Genomic DNA, 16,580 nt, shown 5'->3' on the forward strand with positions numbered 1-16,580 from the left:
TGGAGTAACCGACATGCACACCTTGCACAGGAACCCAGCCAGCCCGACATCGAGCCCGTTGCAGCACTGGAATCGACTCGCCTTATGGCTGCAGCACCACGTCAGCGACTCGATGTTGAGCCTGGTGGCGCGCCTGGCCATCGCCGCGGTGTTCTTCTATTCGGGGCGAACCAAGGTTAGCGGATTTCTCACGATCAAACCCAGCACCTTCAACCTGTTCGAAACCGAGTACGCGCTTCCGCTGTTGTCGCCTCAGCTGGCGGCGCACCTGGCCACTTATGCCGAGCATCTGTTTCCGCTTCTGCTGGTGATCGGGCTCTTCACGCGGCTATCAGCGTTGGCCCTGCTGGGCATGACGCTGGTGATCCAGGTCTTCGTATACCCCGATGCCTGGCCCACGCACCTGACCTGGATCGGGCTGATGCTGGTTGTTATCGGACGCGGCGCCGGGCATTGGTCCGCAGACCGGATGTTGGGCATTCGCTGAGGCGGCGTGGTTGAACGGTCGCGTTAATGTTGCAGGCTAAACTCAACGCTGCCGGTGCAGTCCAAGCCGCTGTCTCCAAACCGGAGTCGCCGCGCCTTTCTGCGCATCAATCACGGGAGATTCGATGGCCTCTATCGACTTGCTGATCAGTGACTGTGACGGCGTCATCGTCGACAGCGAAATCATCAGCCACCGCGTGCTGTTCGAGGCGTTGAGCCTGCATGTTCCGGCCGAGCAACTGCACGCCGCTTTGGAGGGCACGTTCGGTCTGACCGTCCCGAGCATCATCGATCTGATCGAAAAGCGCTTCGGCCTGGCCATGCCCGAAACCTTCGATGCCGATCTGCGTCGGCAGAGCGAGAAGGTCGTGGCGGAAGAAGTCCAGGCAATTCCCGGCGTGCGCGAGGCGCTGCTGGCGATCAAGCTGCCGCTGGCAGTAGCCTCGAACAGCCGTTTGCATAACGTTCAATCATCGTTGCAGCGTGCGGGCCTGGTCGAGCGGGTGGCCGGCAACATCTTCTGCGCTGAAATGGTCCGCTCACCCAAACCGGCGCCCGATGTCTACCTGCTCGCGGCCGAACGCATGGGCGTCGCGCCTGGCCATTGCCTTGTCGTCGAAGACAGCCCGACCGGCGTGCTGGCCGCGCGAACAGCCGGGATGCAGGTAATCGGCTTTACCGGCGCCAGCCACATCCCCGCCGGGCATGATCAGGCGCTACGGGAGTTGGGCGTGGCCGCCGTGATCAATGACATGCGTGTCCTGCCAGCAGCGGTAGAGGCACTGGCCCGCTAAGCACTGGTGAACGAGACGGCGTGAAGAAACCGGCGAACCTGCGCAACGGTCCTTCAGCGCGCTTGTCTGTACTGAAACGGACGGATTGCGAGCAAGACATGGTCGAGCGTTGGAAGTGGTTTCTCATCCGCATCAGCAAGCGGCCCTGGTTTAGAGCCAGCCTGTATTCGGTCCTGGGAATAGCCACTGCGCTGGTGGCGCTGGTGGTGGCTCCCTACATTCCGGATGACCTGTCGACGAAGATCGGTTCCGATGCCGTCGACAACATTCTCGGTGTCCTGGCGTCCAGCATGCTCGCGGTCACCACCTTTTCCCTGAGCATCATGGTGGCGGCATATGGCTCCGCAACAAACAATGTCACGCCACGTGCCACTTCTCTGCTGGTAGAAGACCCCACCACGCAGAACACCCTCTCCACCTTTATTGGTTCATTCATTTTCAGTCTGGTTGGCATTATCGCGTTGAGTACCGGGCTATACGGCGAAAATGGCCGCGTGGTGCTGTTCGCGGCGACGATTATCGTGGTCATCCTGGTGCTTTACGCGCTGTTGCGCTGGATCGATCAGTTGTCCGGGCTCGGCCGAGTCGCCGAAACAACGGCCCGTGTCGAGAAGGCTGCTACCCAGGCGCTGTGCCAGCGGATGGAGCAACCATTTCTGGGCGGTCGTCCGCTGGAAGTCGATCCGAAAGTATTGCCGGGCGCGCGTCCGTTGTTCTCGGACAAGATCGGCTTCGTTCAGCACATCGACATGCCCGCCTTGGGCGAACTGACCAAGAAGGAAGGCTGTGCAGTCTATGTTTGTGCACTGCCTGGGATCTTCGTGGAGCCGTCGCAGCCGATCGCCTGGTCGGTGGGGATCGATAAAGAATGTGACAGCGCGCTATGCGATGCCTTCGTCGTCGGCTCACAGCGAACCTTCGACCGAGATCCACGCTACGGCATTATCGTCATGGCAGAGGTCGCCTCGCGTGCGCTGTCGCCTGCCATGAACGACCAGGGCACCGCAGTCGATGTGATTGGCCGAGGTGTTCGCGTGCTGTCGCACCTGTCCAGGCCGACCCCGCCGGAAGACCCTAAGTTCGACCGGGTATTCGCGCCGGGACTGAGCGTAGCGGACATGCTCGACGATTTCTTCACGCCCATTGCGCGTGACGGTGCGGCGGTGGTCGAGGTGGGCATTCGATTGCAGCAGGCATTGGCATCGCTCGGGCGCCTTGGCGACGCGGCTATCACACTTGCAGCGAACCATCACGCCCATTCGGCGCTCAAACGCGCGGAGGCAGGGCTGTCGTTGCCAGATGACTATCAACGGGTACGCCAGGCAGCACAGGAGATAGGGCTGCTCGACGTTTCGGGCTAGTAGGTCAGCCGACCCTAGGTGTTATGGCTTCGCTGGGCGTTGTTTGTAAAACCTTACTTTTCCTTTACGCCCGCTACACACCAAGCTGACTGTCTTACGCGTACAGTCTGGTTCAGGCTGACGGAACAGCCAGCTCCTTTGGGTGGGTTTGCCGCAACCCGGCTGTCAGCTTAGAGTCAGCCATTGTGCATGCGGCAACCCGCTGCTTTTTTTGACCAGGATCGGCTGTGGCGCGAGACCGGTCGTTTTCAACCCCATTTTTTCATCGTGGAGAGACCCGTCACTATGATTCTTCGTAGAAACTTCCTGGCTGCCGTGGCCGGCGTAGCGCTGTTTGGACAGACGCTCATGGCCCACGCTGACCTGCCGGACTTCACGCCTCTGGTGGAGGATGCTTCGCCCGCGGTGGTGAACATCAGCACCAAGCAGAAACAACCGATGCGCGGCAACGCGCAGGCACAGATGCCTGATCTTGAGGGCATCCCGCCTATGTTCCGCGAGTTTTTCGAACGTGGAATGCCTCAGCAACCCGAGCGTCGCCGTGAAGCTCAGTCGCTGGGTTCGGGCTTCATCATTTCCGAAGACGGCTATGTTCTGACCAACAACCACGTTGTCGCCGACGCGGACGAGATCATGGTGCGCCTGCCGGATCGCAGCGAGATGCAAGCCAAGCTGGTGGGTGCTGACCCGCGCAGCGACGTGGCCTTGCTGAAAATCGAAGGTGACGGCCTGCCGACCGTCAAGATTGGCAGCTCCGAAGAGTTGAAAGCAGGGGAGTGGGTGGTCGCGATTGGCTCGCCCTTCGGTTTCGACCATACGGTGACTGCAGGCGTGGTCAGCGCCAAAGGTCGCAGCCTGCCGAACGAGAGCTACGTGCCTTTCATCCAGACCGACGTGGCAATCAACCCGGGTAACTCCGGCGGCCCGCTGTTCAACCTTGAAGGCGAAGTCGTAGGCATCAACTCGCAGATCTTCACCCGCTCCGGTGGTTTCATGGGGCTGTCGTTTGCCATCCCGATTGACGTTGCCATGGACGTGGCCAACCAGCTGCGTGAAGACGGCAAGGTCAGCCGCGGTTGGCTTGGCGTAGTCATCCAGGAAGTGAACAAGGACCTGGCCGAATCGTTCGGGCTTGATCGTCCCGCTGGTGCGTTGGTGGCCCAGGTGATGGATGGCGGTCCGGCAGCCAAGGGTGGTCTGAAAGTTGGCGACGTGATTCTTAGCGTCAATGGCAACTCGATCGACATGTCTGGCGATCTGCCACATTTGGTTGGCGCAATGAAGCCGGGTAGCAAGGCCAAGCTCGAAGTGGTGCGTGATGGCAAGCGTCAGACGCTGAACATCGAAATTGGCGCGCTGCCGGAAGACGGTGACGTCGTCGCTTCGGCCGATGGCTCGGGCGCCAACACGCAGAGCGCCAATCGCCTCGGCGTTTCGGTAGCCGAACTGACCGATGCGCAGCGTCAGGCGCTGGAGATCTCCGGAGGCGTGGTGATTCGCGACATCAGCCAGGGCCCGGCAGCGATGATCGGCCTGCGCCCGGGTGACGTCATCACTCACCTGAACAACGAAGCGATCGATTCGGTCAAGCAGTTCACCAAGGTGGTCAAGGATCTGCCGAAGAACCGCTCTGTTTCGATGCGGGTACTGCGTGAAGGTCGCGCCAGTTTCATTACCTTCAAGCTGCCCAAGTAAGCGGTCATCAAGCAAGACCAGAAGGCCCGCCATGTGCGGGCCTTCTTGCGTTAAAGAGGGATATCAGGGAGTGCAAGGCCAGGCTTCGCGGCGTTGGTCGCGAACTCCCCGGCCCGGTAGTGGCTCCATATGGTTTGAACCACGCTCTGGAGGTTTCCATGAATCCGTCGCTGACGCTGGGATTACTGCTAGTACCTGCGGTGGCCATGGCCGAGCCGCTGCATCTTGAACGTGAGCTGAATGACTTGCGTGTCGATGTCGAGGTCAGTGAGCTGGAGACAGATCCCGGCCCCGGAATCGAGTCCGGACTAGTTCAGGTTCTGATCACCAATCACGAGCGCTTCAAAGTAGCGTGCCAGCTCCATCCCGGAGAAACCGAAGCCTCGCCTGGCCTGGATAGCACGCCCATCACCATCATCGCGCCGGAAGGGCGCCGAGCGCTCACGATGAGCGGCGAATACGGTGACTCAACCCTTAATGCGCTGCTGACCTGCATACGGGACGAATGACACCGAGTCGATCCGGTAATAACGTGAAATCAAACGACTGTTTCGGCTGGTTCTGAACAGCGCGCGGTTCTCAACCTGCCGGATCAGGGATAGCCGTCCGGCTTGTACACGCGGTGAGACGAGGGCGAGTTGTTAGCGAGTTTGCCGACTGGGCGGCGCGGCCTGGCAACCAGTTCGCCGCCGCAATTGGGGCAGATGAAGTCCAGTTTCGAAGCGGCACAGCTGAGGCAAAAGGTGCACTCGAACGAGCAAATCAGCGCCTGCTCCGAGCCGGGCGGTAGATCGACATTGCAACACTCACAGCTTGGGCGAAGGGCAAGCATGGGTCTGAATCCTTCCTGATGTGGATGATTTCGCATCATTGCTCGGGCATCGGATGGCGTCACCCAAGGGCAAATGGAACATGTTCGGCTCACGGTTTTCCAAGTGCCAATGCGAACCATCAACCGATCGCTTAAGCTAGCGCGCTGCGCACAGAGCTGTACTCGTTTCGGCAGAAATATTTCGCAGTTCCGAACCGTCCGGGCGTCAAAGGAAACCAAATCTTGAATTACGCGTGGGGAGCCAAACCGGGACGGTCGGTACCGTTGCGCAGCCGTCTGTTGACCATCGCATTGGCTGGGATTTTGCCGCTGGCCCTGGTCGCAGGGCTGGGACTGCTCTCGATCGTCTCCGAACAGACAGAGCTGGCCAAGCAGCGCAGTCTTGAAGCGACGCGCCTAGCCGCGACCGCCGTGGAGGTCGAGTTGAGCAGGTCGCTCAACGTGCTCCAGGCATTGTCGCAGTCGCCCCTTCTGGATAGCGGCGATATCGATGGGTTTGCCGATATGGTTCGCCGCGTGTTGCCCTCGGTCCCTAGCTGGTATGCGTTGCTGATCCTGAGTCCGGAAGGCGAGGTGTTAAGGCGGGTGTCGCTGAACAATCCTCCAGCTTCCAGAACCATGGCCGAGCCGCGCAGCTTTGCCGAGCTGATTCGAACGGGCAAGCCGCAGGTCGGGAGCATGAGCCAGGGACCCGGCGGTGTCTGGGGTGTCCCGCTGCGTGTGCCGGTCCAGCAAGGCGATATGATTCAATACGTATTGACCGCAGTGCTCAGGCCGCAAGCGGTCGCTGATGTGATTGCCAATCGGAGGCTGCCGACCGGTTGGGTCAACACCGTGCTGGATTCCAACGGAACGCGAATCGCGCGCTCGCTGCACCACGAAGAGACGCTCGGGTTGCCAGCTTCACCCACACTGGCGGCCATCTTGCAGGAGAACGCCGGCGAAGAAGGGATCGGCCTTTCCAGAACCATGGAAGGCAATTCGGTCTACACCTCCTTTGTACGATTGCAGCCGTCTGGGTGGATAGTGGCAACCGGCGTACCCACCGAGATTGTCGAAGCCGGCGCGGCGCGTGCCTATACGGTCTATGGCGGCGGGTTGCTGCTGTCACTGGTGTTCGCGGTCACAGCTGCACTCGTCGCAACACGCCGGATCAACGTCCCGATGAGGCATTTGCGGCGAGCGGCTCAGGCTATCGGCCAGGGCCAGGCCTTTCAGGGGCCCAATAGCGAGATCGAAGAGATCCGTGAAGTCGGGCGAGCACTGGAAAGCGCCGCGCAGGCGCGTCTGTCGAGTGAGGCCGAGCGTGACAGCATGCTGTCGCGGCTGGAGCTGGCGCAGCAGGATCTGACCCAGCAGGTCCGCGACCTGGAGTCGGTCCAGGATTTGAGCAGTCGGCTGCTGGAAATGCCGTCTCTGAACGACCAGCTACAAGCGATCATCGATGCCTTGTGCAAGCTGCACGGCGCCGCGCATGGCCTGCTGGCGCTCAGCGACGGCGCGTCGCCCTTGCGCATTCACGCCTCGAGGGGCTTCTCGGTGGCTTCGTTGGCGCTCATGGATGATGTGCAGCCTGGCTTGGGTGCCTGTGGCACAGCGGTGCAACAAGGGGCGCGGGTGGTGGTGTCCGATACCGAGACCGATCCCCGCTTCAGTGAATTTGTCTCCGTCTCCCGCAGCGAAGGATTTCGCTCGGTTCACAGCACACCGATTCGGCACAGTGACAACAGCGTTTTGGGCACGCTTACGGTGCAGCTCAAAGAGGCGCGATCGCCGACGGAACGGGAGATTCGACTCGCCGATGTGTTAGCGGGCATGGCCGCGGTGTTCATCGACCGGGCGCGGGCGCAGACCAAGGCGGGCATGTTCGAGCAACGCCTTCAGGTAGCGCTGAATTCGTCCACAGTGCCCTTTGCAGTCCTTTCTCCCCATCGGAACGCGGCGGGTGAGTTGGACGACTTCTGTTTCGATTTCATCAACCCTACCGGTGCGTCCAGCCTGCGCGGAACGGTCGCCGACCTGACCGGGCGGCGCCTTCGTGAGGTGCTTGGCGACGCCGCCAATCCGCAAACATTGCAGACTTTGCTGGAAGTAGCCAGGTTTCAGCAACCGTGTGATCTGGAATTGCGTAGCACTGCGTTCGACAGCGATCGCTGGCTACGGGTGATCGCAACGCCGTTCGATCAGCGCCTGGCCGTCTGGTTCGCTGACGTATCCCAGGCCAAGCAGCATGAGCAGGAGATCCGCGAATCCGCACGGCGCAAGGATGAATTCCTGGCGACCCTTGCTCATGAGCTGCGCAACCCGCTGGCGCCGATTCGCCTGGCTGCCGGGATTTTCGGTTCAACAGCGGCAAGCGATGCGCAAAAGATCCGCAGCCAGCAAATCATCGAACGCCAGGTACGGCACATGGCGCTGTTGCTCGACGATCTGTTCGACATTTCCCGTATCACGCTTGGCAAGCTGGCCCTGCGAAAGGAGCAACTGGATCTGCGGAACGTCATCGAGGCGGCTGTCGAGACTGCCCGAGAGAAGATTGAGGCGAAGCAACATGAGCTGGTAGTGACGCTGCCGGCCATGCCCATCCTGCTGGACGCCGATCCGCTTCGTCTCGAGCAGATCCTGACCAACCTGCTTAACAACGCAGCGAAATTCACGCCCAATGGCGGTTGCATTCGCATCAACGCGGTTCGGAACGGCGAAACCGTCAAGGTCTCGGTCATTGATAACGGTGTGGGTATCGCGCGGGAAAATCTCAGGCTGATATTCGAACGGTTCGCTCAGGTGCCGGTCGCCGGCTCGCACATCAACTCCGGCCTCGGCATCGGCCTGGCATTGGCCAAAGGGCTGGCGAAGCTGCACGGAGCAGACCTTCGGGTGCGCAGCGAAGGGCTGGGTCACGGCTCGGAGTTCATCCTGACCCTGCCGGTGCTGCCTGCCAGTAGCATAGGCACGGACGATGACGTCAGCGAAAGCATCACCCTGAACAAAAGGCTCGTTCTTGTCGCGGACGACAACCGGGACATTGCCGAGACCATGGCCGAGATCTTGCGGCTGGAAGGGCACGAGGTGCACCTTGCGTTTGATGGCATCGAAGCCTTCGAGCGTTACCTGCAGCTCAAACCGGAGGTGGTTGTGCTGGACATTGGCATGCCCGGCCAGCGGGGTGACGAAGTGGCACGGGCGATCCGTGCTCATCCAAACGGCGCAAGTGTGCGATTGATCGCCATCACCGGGTGGGGCCAGCCGAGCGATCGTGAGCAGGCTCTAGCCGCAGGCTTCGATATTCATATGACCAAGCCAGTCGACCTGCGTCGGTTGATCGCCGTAGTCGGCGGTTGAGTTTAGGCAATGTTGGGGCAGGGCTAGCTTCTGTCTCGCTACTGCGCTAGAAAAGAGCATCCGCTTGCGACTCGCATGGACATTGAGCTGTGGCGGTGCAGTATCAGGGCCTTGCAAAGGGCTGAATGCAGCCGAGGCGTGCGAGTGCTGAGTGGCGCGCATTGTGCTTGTGACAAGACTGCCGTGAGCAAGTGTTCATGGCTTTGAAGTGATATCGGGAGAGACTGCAACGGTTTGGCCGTGTGCAGCGCCGAAGGAGCAACCGCCCCGGAAACTCTCAGGCAAAAGGACCGTTATCACGGGTGAACTCTGAAGAGCCGTCGGGCCATCGTCGCCCGTCGCACCGAAGGAGCAAGCGAGCGGTGCTCGTGAAACTCTCAGGTCCAGAACAGAGGGGGCGCCTGATCCGCATAGTGTGGACGGGCTCTGACCCCTTGACGTTCTGGAGCTGTAAGCATGAAAACGATCGCTGTCATTGGTGGCGGTATCACCGGCATCACTACGGCCTACGCGCTGGCCAAGCGCGGTTTCGCCGTCACGCTGTTGGAAAAGCATCGCTACGCGGCGATGGAAACCTCGTTCGCCAACGGCGGCCAATTGTCCGCCTCCAACGCCGAGGTCTGGAATCACTGGTCAACCATCCTCAAGGGCATCAAGTGGATGCTCAAGAGCGACGCGCCTCTGCTGGTCAACCCCAAACCGAGCTGGCACAAGCTGTCCTGGTTCGCCGAGTTCATCGGCTCTATTCCGCAATACCGCCAGAACACCATCGAAACGGCTCGCATGGCTATTGCCGCTCGCGAGCACCTGTTCGCCTGGGCCGAGGAAGAGGGCATCGATTTCGACCTGAAAAATGCCGGCATTCTGCACATCTACCGTGACAAGGCCGGCTACGACCATGCCGGCCAGGTATCCAGCTTATTGGCGCAAGGCGGGCTACCGCGGCGTAGCGTGACACCTGACGAGATGCGGGCTATCGAGCCAACGCTGGCAGGGAAATACTACGGTGGCTATTACACCGAGTGCGATTCCACTGGCGACATTCACATGTTCACCAACGGCCTCGCGGCGGCGGCCATACGCTTGGGTGTCGAATGCCGTTACGGTCAGGAAGTGAAAGGCGTGTCGACTAACGGCAGCCAAGCAAGGGTGACGCTCGCTACGCCGGGTGGAGACGAAACCGAAATCTTCGATGGCGTGGTGGTATGCGCCGGAACCGCTAGCCGCGCGCTGGCTGCGCAACTCGGCGATCGGGTGAACATTTACCCAGTCAAGGGCTATTCGATCACGGTGAACCTCAACGACGAGACCAGCCGCGCCTCGGCGCCTACCGTTAGCTTGCTGGACGACGAAACCAAGCTGGTCACCAGTCGCCTGGGCGACAGCCGCCTGCGAGTAGCAGGCACCGCCGAGTTCAATGGCTATAACCGTGACATTCGCGCGGATCGGATCCGTCCGCTGGTGGAGTGGGTAGCCGAGTGCTTCCCAGGGGTCAGTACCCAGAGCGTGGTCCCCTGGGCCGGCCTTCGACCGATGATGCCGAACATGATGCCCAAGGTCGGCCGCGGCAGTTCACCCTGTGTGTTCTACAACACCGGTCATGGCCACCTGGGCTGGACGCTCTGCGCCATTACCGCCGACATGCTGGGTGACGTGGTGAGCGATTCGATGGGCAGCTCCTCATCGACGACCGCGGCTAGCCGCCAGCCCGCCCACGCCTGAAGCGTATGACGGCTGTTGCGCTGGCTGCAGCCGTCATCGGTGCGAGTAGCGTCTGCTTGTGGAGCGGCTGCGGAACAGGCTGCTCTCTATTCAACCCTGCAGTGGGCGGCTGTCGGGTTGGTATTTATTACCCACGGTGCTCAGTCGTCACGGGTCAGCACTTCCAACAGCTCGATCTCGAACAGCAGGTTCGAGTTCGGCGCGATGTGTTCACCTACCTGCCGTTCGCCATAGGCGAGGTGGGCGGGGACGAAAAGCCGGCGTTTGCCGCCGACTTTCATGCCCATCAACCCCTGGTCCCAACCCTTGATCACCCGGCCGGTGCCGATCACGCACTGGAACGGCTTGCCGCGATCATAGGACGAGTCGAAGACTCGGCCGTCTTCGAGTTGGCCGTGGTACTGCGTGGTGATCAGGGCGCCTTTGACCACGGCCTTGCCGTCGCCAAGCTGGATGTCTTCGATCCGAAGTTCGTTGCTCATCGTGTCTCTCGTGATGTCTTGTTGTGTGCGTTGCTAGACCAGCACTTGGCGTGTGCTGGCAATAAGTTGATGCACCTGCTTTTCCACGTCTGGCGCGGTGGGCGTTTCCGGGCCGCGGCCGCGCGGGCAGGGCAGGCTGGCGGTGGTGCCGAACAGTCGACAGATCAGCGGTCGCTGCGCATAGGCCTCGCAGCCGTTCGGCCCCAGGTGCACGCAATTCCAGTGGGCGAGGGCGGCGTCATGCTCAGCAACGCTCTTGTGCGGCAAGCGGGCCATTTCTTCCGAAGAAGCGGTGACCGGGCCACAACAATCGTGACAGCCGGGTTCGCAGGCGAAACCCGGAATCTGGCGGCGCAGGTGATCGATTTTGCGGTTGGTACAGGTCATGCGCGGCATTTTGATCAGGGGGCCGGCATGGTACTCGCCTGAGCGATAAATGCCTGCCCCCCCGGGGTGCTTTTATCGCGCCTCGATGATGTCGTCCCAGTCGTGATGCTTTTTCACGTACGCCGCAACGAACTCGCACACCGGCACGATGCGCTTGCCACTCTGACGGGTGTCATCAAGGGATTCGCGGATCAACTTGCTGCCCATGCCCTGACCCTCCAGGCTTGAGTCGACCTCGGTATGGCTGAATACCCGGCGATCGCCATCGTCTTCATAGCTGGCGACGCCTAGCGCCTCGCCGTCAACGGCCAGGACATAGCATTGCTGGGACTCATCGTGACGCACGACTGCGTTGTTGTCGTTCATTGAATTGAATCTCCGGTTGGTCTGGCCGCGGTCAGGCGGCAGGGCTGTTCAAGTGTTGAGCGCTAGAGCTCGTCGACCAGGCGCTTGCCCAGGTCGGTGCCGTGTGCCAAGGCTTCGTCATAGCTGCTGAAATGCTGTGTCTGGTCGACGCTTACCGGGACGATGATTTCCAGATCTTTCACCACTTCAGCGCCTACGGCCCACAACGTCTCGCCAAAGGTTTCGTACTCATACCCAGTGAGGTGCACGATTACGTCGTGATCGCGGTAGATCAGCCGATCGCTGTGCGGAATCTGATGGTTGCTGCCGCTGGGTATATGGGCAGGGGCTTCGAAGTAGGGCTCTTCGGCGTCCGGTTTGACTGCCTTGGTCATCGCTGGGCCTCCCTTGTGGGTTGTGTAGCTTGGGCCCGCAGTTGGCGGGCATCGTTCCGTCACGGTGAGTGCACGCGACGGGCGCGACATCAGCCGCCGAGGGCTGGGTATGCGACTGAAGTAGCGCCGTATCGACCAGCAAGTCGCATGGCGGTGTGTCGAGTGGGGGATAGCATGGCCGTATAACAATACGACTGGAGCATCCATGACTCGCCGCGCCAGCTTCTTCTCGCGCATGTTATTGCTGTTGAGCCTGCTGGCCTGCCCAACGTTGTTTGCGCAGGAGTTGGACGCGCAGATCCAGCAACTATTTCCCAAAGCTACGCGCATCGAAGCGAAGCAAGACAATCCGCCGGTGCACAGTGTCTACCAGTTGGACGAATTGCTCGGCTATGCCTTCGAGTCCACCGACTATTCGAACCTGCAGGGGTTTTCCGGCAAACCGATCCGTCTGCTGATCGGCATGGACACTCAGGGTGTGCTGGCCGGGGTGAAAGTGCTGGAACATCACGAGCCGGTTTTCCTACACGGGCTGGGCGAACAACCTCTGTTCGACTTCGTTGACCAGTACCAACAGAAATCTATCGGCATCCCCATTGTGGTGGGCGGTTCACAGGGATCGGCCAGCGCCAGTGAGTCGATTGTCCGAATCGACGGGGTGAGCAAGGCAACCGTGTCGGTGGTGATCCTCAACGAAACCGTGTTGCTCTCCGCCCTGAGCGTGGCTCGCAAGCTGCTCGAAGGGTTCGCCAGTGGTCCCTTGGCCACGGCCAAGCCTGACCTCTATGAACCGCTCGACTGGTCACAGCTGCTGCAGCGTGACTATCTTCAGCACTGGACGATCAGCCGCGAGGAGGTCGAACGTGGCTTGGGCCATTCTATTGATGGATACCTGGGCATCGAGCCGGAGAGCGATACCCAGCCCTTCACCGACCTCTACTTCGCCTACCTGAACGCGCCAACCATCGGTCGCAACCTGTTGGGTGACGCAGGATTCGCCAGACTCAACGAAGAATTGAAAGCCGACGAGCAGACTGTGCTGGTGCTCTCTTCGGGCATGTACCGCCATGTGCCGGACGACTTCGTGCCGGCCACATCGCCCAGCCGACTGGTGTTGATGCAAAACGGTCGCGCCATCGACCTCTATGACATGAACTTCAACAACGGCGCGGTGATGGAGTTGCTCGACGCACCGCTTGAAGAGGGCGAGGCGCAGATCTTCCGCATCAAGGCACATAGCGCGTTCAACCCAGCCGAGCCTGCCGGATTGCGCCTGAACGTGAACCTGCAGCGCAACCATCTGGTGCAAAGCAGCACGGACTTCACCCGTGACTTTCAGCTCGACCAGGCGCTGTTCAACATCGAAGAGGCACAGGCCGTAGTCGAGCCGACGCCCATCTGGTTGCGCATGTGGCAGGAGCGGGTGTGGCAGATCGGCGTGCTTGGCGTGTCGCTGATCCTGCTGAGCGGGGTGTTTATCTGGCAGCACCGCATCAGCCAGCACAGCCGTGGTTTCCATCTGTTCCGCGCGGGTTTCTTGTTGTTCACCCTGGTGTTTATCGGTCTTTATGCCCAGGGTCAGCTCTCGGTGGTGAACATCTTCACGCTGCTGTTGGCGCTGGGGGAGAACTTCGATATCCGTGTGTTCCTGATGGACCCGGTGATCTTCATCCTCTGGAGCTTTACCTTTGTCAGCCTGTTCATCTGGGGCCGTGGCGTATTCTGCGGATGGCTCTGCCCGTTTGGCGCGCTGCAGGAAATGCTCGGTTGGCTGGCCAAGCGTCTGCGCATTCGCCAGTGGAAAATCTCCGATCGCAGCCATCAGCGCTTGCAGTGGTTGAAGTACCTGATCCTCATCGGCCTGGTGCCGACCGCCTTCTATTCACTGACGTTGGCCGAGAGGCTTGCCGAAGTGGAACCGTTCAAGACCAGCATCACGCTGTTCTTCGTGCGCAGCTGGCCATTCGTGCTTTATGCAGTGGTTCTGCTCGGGCTCGGGCTGTTCGTGCACAAGTTCTATTGCCGCTACGTCTGCCCGCTGGGTGCGGGGCTGGCGATGCTCGGCAAGTTCCACCTGTTCTCCTGGCTCAAGCGCATCGACGCGTGCGGCCAGCCCTGCCAGCACTGCAAGCATCAGTGCGAGATCGGCGCCATCAAGCGCGATGGGCGTATCGACTATGACGAGTGCATCCAGTGCTTGGAGTGCATCGTCATCCTCAACAACGATGACCAGTGCGTGGCCACCATCAGCGCGCGCAAGCGAGCCGAGAAGGCGGCCAGACAGGCGCAGAGCGGGCTGATCACCAGTGATGCCATGGCGCCGCGTGCACCGGCCTGCTGATCGTCGCTTCTGGCTGACTGGTCGGTTCTGCAAAATCGCACAATGCGTCTGCGCTGCTGCGTATTGTTCTCCTGCCTCAGGTCGCTAGGATCGAGCGACTCGCCGTGTCGGCATCCCCGGCACGCCCCGAACTTCGCTGCAGAGAGAAACTCATGGCTGAACGTGAAATCGTGGTTGTCGGTGCAGTGCGCACGCCGATTGGCTCCTTTGGTGGCGCACTCAAGGACGTCGACCTGATCACCCTTGCCACCACCGCCTGTCGCGGTGCGCTGGAGCGTTCCGGCACGCCCGCGGACGCCGTCGGTCACGTGGTGATGGGCAACGTGATCCCCACCGAACCACGAGACGGCTACCTGGCGCGGGTCGCTGCAGTGGACGCCGGTATCCCGTTGGAAACTCCTGCGTTCAACGTCAACCGACTGTGCGGCTCGGGCTTGCAGGCGTTGATTTCGGCGGCCCAGTCAATCCTGCTGGGTGACACCGATGTGGCCATTGGTGGCGGCGCGGAAAGCATGAGCCGCGGCCCGTTCATCCTGCCGAACCTGCGCTGGGGCGCGCGCCTTGGTGACAGTCAGGCTATCGACTACATGAACACCCTGTTGCACGACCCCTGGGGCAAGTTCCATATGGGCGTCACCGCGGAAAACGTGGCCGAGCGTTATGGCATCAGCCGCGAACAGCAGGATGCGCTGGCGCTGGAAAGTCAGCAGCGCGCCGTGCATGCAATCGAAAGTGGCCGCTTTCGCGAGCAGATCGTTCCGGTTGAAATCACCACCCGAAAAGGCGGTGTGCTGTTCGACACCGACGAGCACCCGCGCGCGGACCTGACCGCCGAGCGCCTCGCGGCGTTGAAGCCGATCTTCAAGAAAGACGGTGGCAGCGTGACGGCGGGTAACGCCTCCGGCCTCAACGATGGTGCTGCTGCGCTGGTGCTGGCCGAAGCCGGACGGGCGCGTGCGTTGGGGCTCCAGCCCATAGCGCGGCTTGTTGGCTACGCGCATGCCGGCGTCGACCCGGCGTACATGGGCATTGGACCGGTGCCGGCTGTGCGCAGGCTGCTGGAACGCACCGGAATCAGCCTCGACCAGATCGACGTGATCGAAGCCAATGAAGCCTTTGCTGCCCAGGCCTGCGCAGTCATGCAGGAGCTGGGCATGGACCCGGCGCGGGTCAATCCCAACGGTTCGGGTATCTCCCTCGGTCATCCAGTGGGCGCGACAGGTGCGATCATCACGGTCAAGGCGATCCATGAACTGCAGCGCGTTCAGGGCCGCTACGCGCTGGTGACCATGTGTATCGGTGGCGGGCAGGGTATCGCGGCGGTCTTCGAGCGCTGCTGAACCCGAAGGCGCAGCAACAACTCGTCAGGCTGGCGCCGATTGCATTGAAGATTTGCGCGCAGCAGCCGACAAGGCTCTAGCGAGGTGACCACTCGGCACGAGACCGGCTTTCCACAGGACCATCCATGAACAACGCATCCGCTACCGACGCCTTATCGCTTCTGCTGTTCACGCTGCGCAGCGGCAAGCAGATGGCGATCAACCTGTTGAAGGTCAGCGAAATCATTCCGACGCCGTCGCTGACGCGGCTGCCCGAGTCGCATCCTCATGTCCGCGGCGTTGCTACGCTGCGCGGCCAGCCGTTGTCGGTGATCGACCTCAGCCTGGCGATCGGCATGGCACCGTTGCAGGACCCCAAAGGGGGCTGCCTGATCGTCACCGAGATCAGCCGTTCCAAACAGGGCTTGCATGTTCAGGCGGTGGTCAAGATTGTGCATATCCAGACGTCGAAAATCCTCCCGCCGCCCTATGGCGCACGCGCCAGCTCGTTCATTACCGGAACGGCGGAAGTGGATGGCGAGCTGATCCAGATCCTCGATGTGGAAAAGGTCATTCACAATATCGCCCCCGTGCCCGGTGAGGCCGACATTTCTCATCTTGATGACCAGGATGCGCAACTGCTCACCGAAACCCGCGCGTTGATCGTTGATGACAGCCAGGTAGCCATCCACATGTCGGTGTCCGCGCTGACCAAGATGGGGATCACCTGCCATGCGGTGCGAAGTGCGCGTGAAGCATTCGAGACACTCGATAGCCTCAAGGGTGGTTACGAGGCGATCAATTGCGTGGTGTCGGACATCGAGATGCCCGAAATGGATGGCTATTCCTTCACCCAGGCGCTGCGCAAGCACCCGGACTACGCGTCCATTTATGTGCTGCTGCATACCTCGCTGGACAGCACAATCAGCACCGACAAGGCCAAGGCTGCTGGTGCCAATGACATCCTGACCAAGTTTTCACCACCCGAAATGACCAAGTGCATGCTGCGCGCGGCCCGGGTGATTCACCTCGGCGAGGATGCATCGGTCGCTTGAAAGGCCTGTTGTCGTATTTTTCGC

Annotated in this window: 15 protein-coding genes and 2 riboswitches; of the genes, 10 read left to right on the forward strand and 5 right to left on the reverse strand. The window is 60.9% G+C overall.

What is annotated here, in order from left to right; genetic code table 11:
* Positions 1 to 13 precede the first annotated feature (13 nt).
* The 5 genes from CXK96_RS10380 to CXK96_RS10400 all read left to right on the forward strand — a co-directional run bounded on the left by CXK96_RS10380 (position 14) and on the right by CXK96_RS10400 (position 4,845).
* Complete coding sequence (locus CXK96_RS10380) at positions 14 to 487, forward strand: DoxX family protein (RefSeq protein WP_102836370.1); 474 nt, start codon at positions 14 to 16, stop codon at positions 485 to 487.
* A 124-nt stretch (positions 488 to 611) separates the two neighbouring features.
* Positions 612 to 1,280 (forward strand): HAD family hydrolase, encoded by a 669-nt coding sequence (locus CXK96_RS10385; RefSeq protein ID WP_102836371.1) that lies wholly within the window; start codon positions 612 to 614, stop codon positions 1,278 to 1,280.
* A gap of 20 nt (positions 1,281 to 1,300) precedes the next feature.
* Positions 1,301 to 2,641 carry a DUF2254 domain-containing protein gene (locus CXK96_RS10390; protein ID WP_256061676.1) on the forward strand — a complete coding sequence of 447 codons (1,341 nt, stop codon included), beginning with the start codon at positions 1,301 to 1,303 and terminating at the stop codon, positions 2,639 to 2,641.
* Positions 2,642 to 2,926: 285 nt separating this feature from the next.
* Positions 2,927 to 4,336: a DegQ family serine endoprotease gene (locus tag CXK96_RS10395; RefSeq protein WP_102836372.1), complete on the forward strand. Its 1,410-nt coding sequence runs from the start codon at positions 2,927 to 2,929 to the stop codon at positions 4,334 to 4,336.
* A gap of 158 nt (positions 4,337 to 4,494) precedes the next feature.
* Positions 4,495 to 4,845 (forward strand): hypothetical protein, encoded by a 351-nt coding sequence (locus CXK96_RS10400; protein ID WP_102836373.1) that lies wholly within the window; start codon positions 4,495 to 4,497, stop codon positions 4,843 to 4,845.
* A gap of 83 nt (positions 4,846 to 4,928) precedes the next feature.
* On the opposite strand, the gene CXK96_RS10405 is transcribed toward CXK96_RS10400, so the two are convergent.
* Positions 4,929 to 5,168, reverse strand: a complete 240-nt coding sequence (locus tag CXK96_RS10405) for a DUF1272 domain-containing protein (RefSeq protein ID WP_102836374.1) — start codon at positions 5,166 to 5,168, stop codon at positions 4,929 to 4,931.
* Positions 5,169 to 5,390: 222 nt separating this feature from the next.
* Between CXK96_RS10405 and CXK96_RS10410 the strand changes: the two genes are divergently transcribed.
* The gene (locus CXK96_RS10410; RefSeq protein ID WP_102836375.1) at positions 5,391 to 8,510 is read left to right on the forward strand and encodes a hybrid sensor histidine kinase/response regulator; all 3,120 of its coding nucleotides are present in this window, start codon (positions 5,391 to 5,393) and stop codon (positions 8,508 to 8,510) included.
* 205 nt (positions 8,511 to 8,715) lie between these two features.
* Positions 8,716 to 8,813: riboswitch (glycine riboswitch) on the forward strand.
* A gap of 4 nt (positions 8,814 to 8,817) precedes the next feature.
* Positions 8,818 to 8,904, forward strand: a riboswitch (glycine riboswitch).
* 62 nt (positions 8,905 to 8,966) lie between these two features.
* Positions 8,967 to 10,232, forward strand: coding sequence for a D-amino acid dehydrogenase (locus CXK96_RS10415; protein ID WP_102836376.1), 1,266 nt, complete (start codon positions 8,967 to 8,969; stop codon positions 10,230 to 10,232).
* A gap of 140 nt (positions 10,233 to 10,372) precedes the next feature.
* Here the strand turns inward: CXK96_RS10415 and CXK96_RS10420 are convergent, their stop codons facing one another.
* The 4 genes from CXK96_RS10420 to CXK96_RS10435 all read right to left on the reverse strand — a co-directional run bounded on the left by CXK96_RS10420 (position 10,373) and on the right by CXK96_RS10435 (position 11,841).
* Positions 10,373 to 10,714 (reverse strand): FKBP-type peptidyl-prolyl cis-trans isomerase, encoded by a 342-nt coding sequence (locus CXK96_RS10420; protein WP_102836377.1) that lies wholly within the window; start codon positions 10,712 to 10,714, stop codon positions 10,373 to 10,375.
* Positions 10,715 to 10,747: 33 nt separating this feature from the next.
* Positions 10,748 to 11,101 carry a YkgJ family cysteine cluster protein gene (locus CXK96_RS10425; protein WP_102836423.1) on the reverse strand — a complete coding sequence of 118 codons (354 nt, stop codon included), beginning with the start codon at positions 11,099 to 11,101 and terminating at the stop codon, positions 10,748 to 10,750.
* Between the two features lie 72 nt (positions 11,102 to 11,173).
* Positions 11,174 to 11,467 (reverse strand): GNAT family N-acetyltransferase, encoded by a 294-nt coding sequence (locus CXK96_RS10430; protein ID WP_102836378.1) that lies wholly within the window; start codon positions 11,465 to 11,467, stop codon positions 11,174 to 11,176.
* A gap of 62 nt (positions 11,468 to 11,529) precedes the next feature.
* Positions 11,530 to 11,841, reverse strand: a complete 312-nt coding sequence (locus CXK96_RS10435; RefSeq protein ID WP_102836379.1) for a hypothetical protein — start codon at positions 11,839 to 11,841, stop codon at positions 11,530 to 11,532.
* Positions 11,842 to 12,046: 205 nt separating this feature from the next.
* Here CXK96_RS10435 and CXK96_RS10440 point away from each other — a divergent pair, with 205 nt between their 5' ends.
* The 3 genes from CXK96_RS10440 to CXK96_RS10450 all read left to right on the forward strand — a co-directional run bounded on the left by CXK96_RS10440 (position 12,047) and on the right by CXK96_RS10450 (position 16,556).
* Positions 12,047 to 14,182, forward strand: a complete 2,136-nt coding sequence (locus CXK96_RS10440) for a NosR/NirI family protein (RefSeq protein ID WP_102836380.1) — start codon at positions 12,047 to 12,049, stop codon at positions 14,180 to 14,182.
* 152 nt (positions 14,183 to 14,334) lie between these two features.
* Positions 14,335 to 15,522 (forward strand): acetyl-CoA C-acyltransferase family protein, encoded by a 1,188-nt coding sequence (locus CXK96_RS10445; RefSeq protein ID WP_102836381.1) that lies wholly within the window; start codon positions 14,335 to 14,337, stop codon positions 15,520 to 15,522.
* A gap of 125 nt (positions 15,523 to 15,647) precedes the next feature.
* Positions 15,648 to 16,556, forward strand: coding sequence for a chemotaxis protein CheV (locus tag CXK96_RS10450; protein WP_102836382.1), 909 nt, complete (start codon positions 15,648 to 15,650; stop codon positions 16,554 to 16,556).
* Positions 16,557 to 16,580: the final 24 nt, after the last annotated feature.

The organism is Stutzerimonas stutzeri (genome assembly GCF_002890895.1).
In the GTDB taxonomy this organism is placed as follows: domain Bacteria; phylum Pseudomonadota; class Gammaproteobacteria; order Pseudomonadales; family Pseudomonadaceae; genus Stutzerimonas; species Stutzerimonas stutzeri_AB.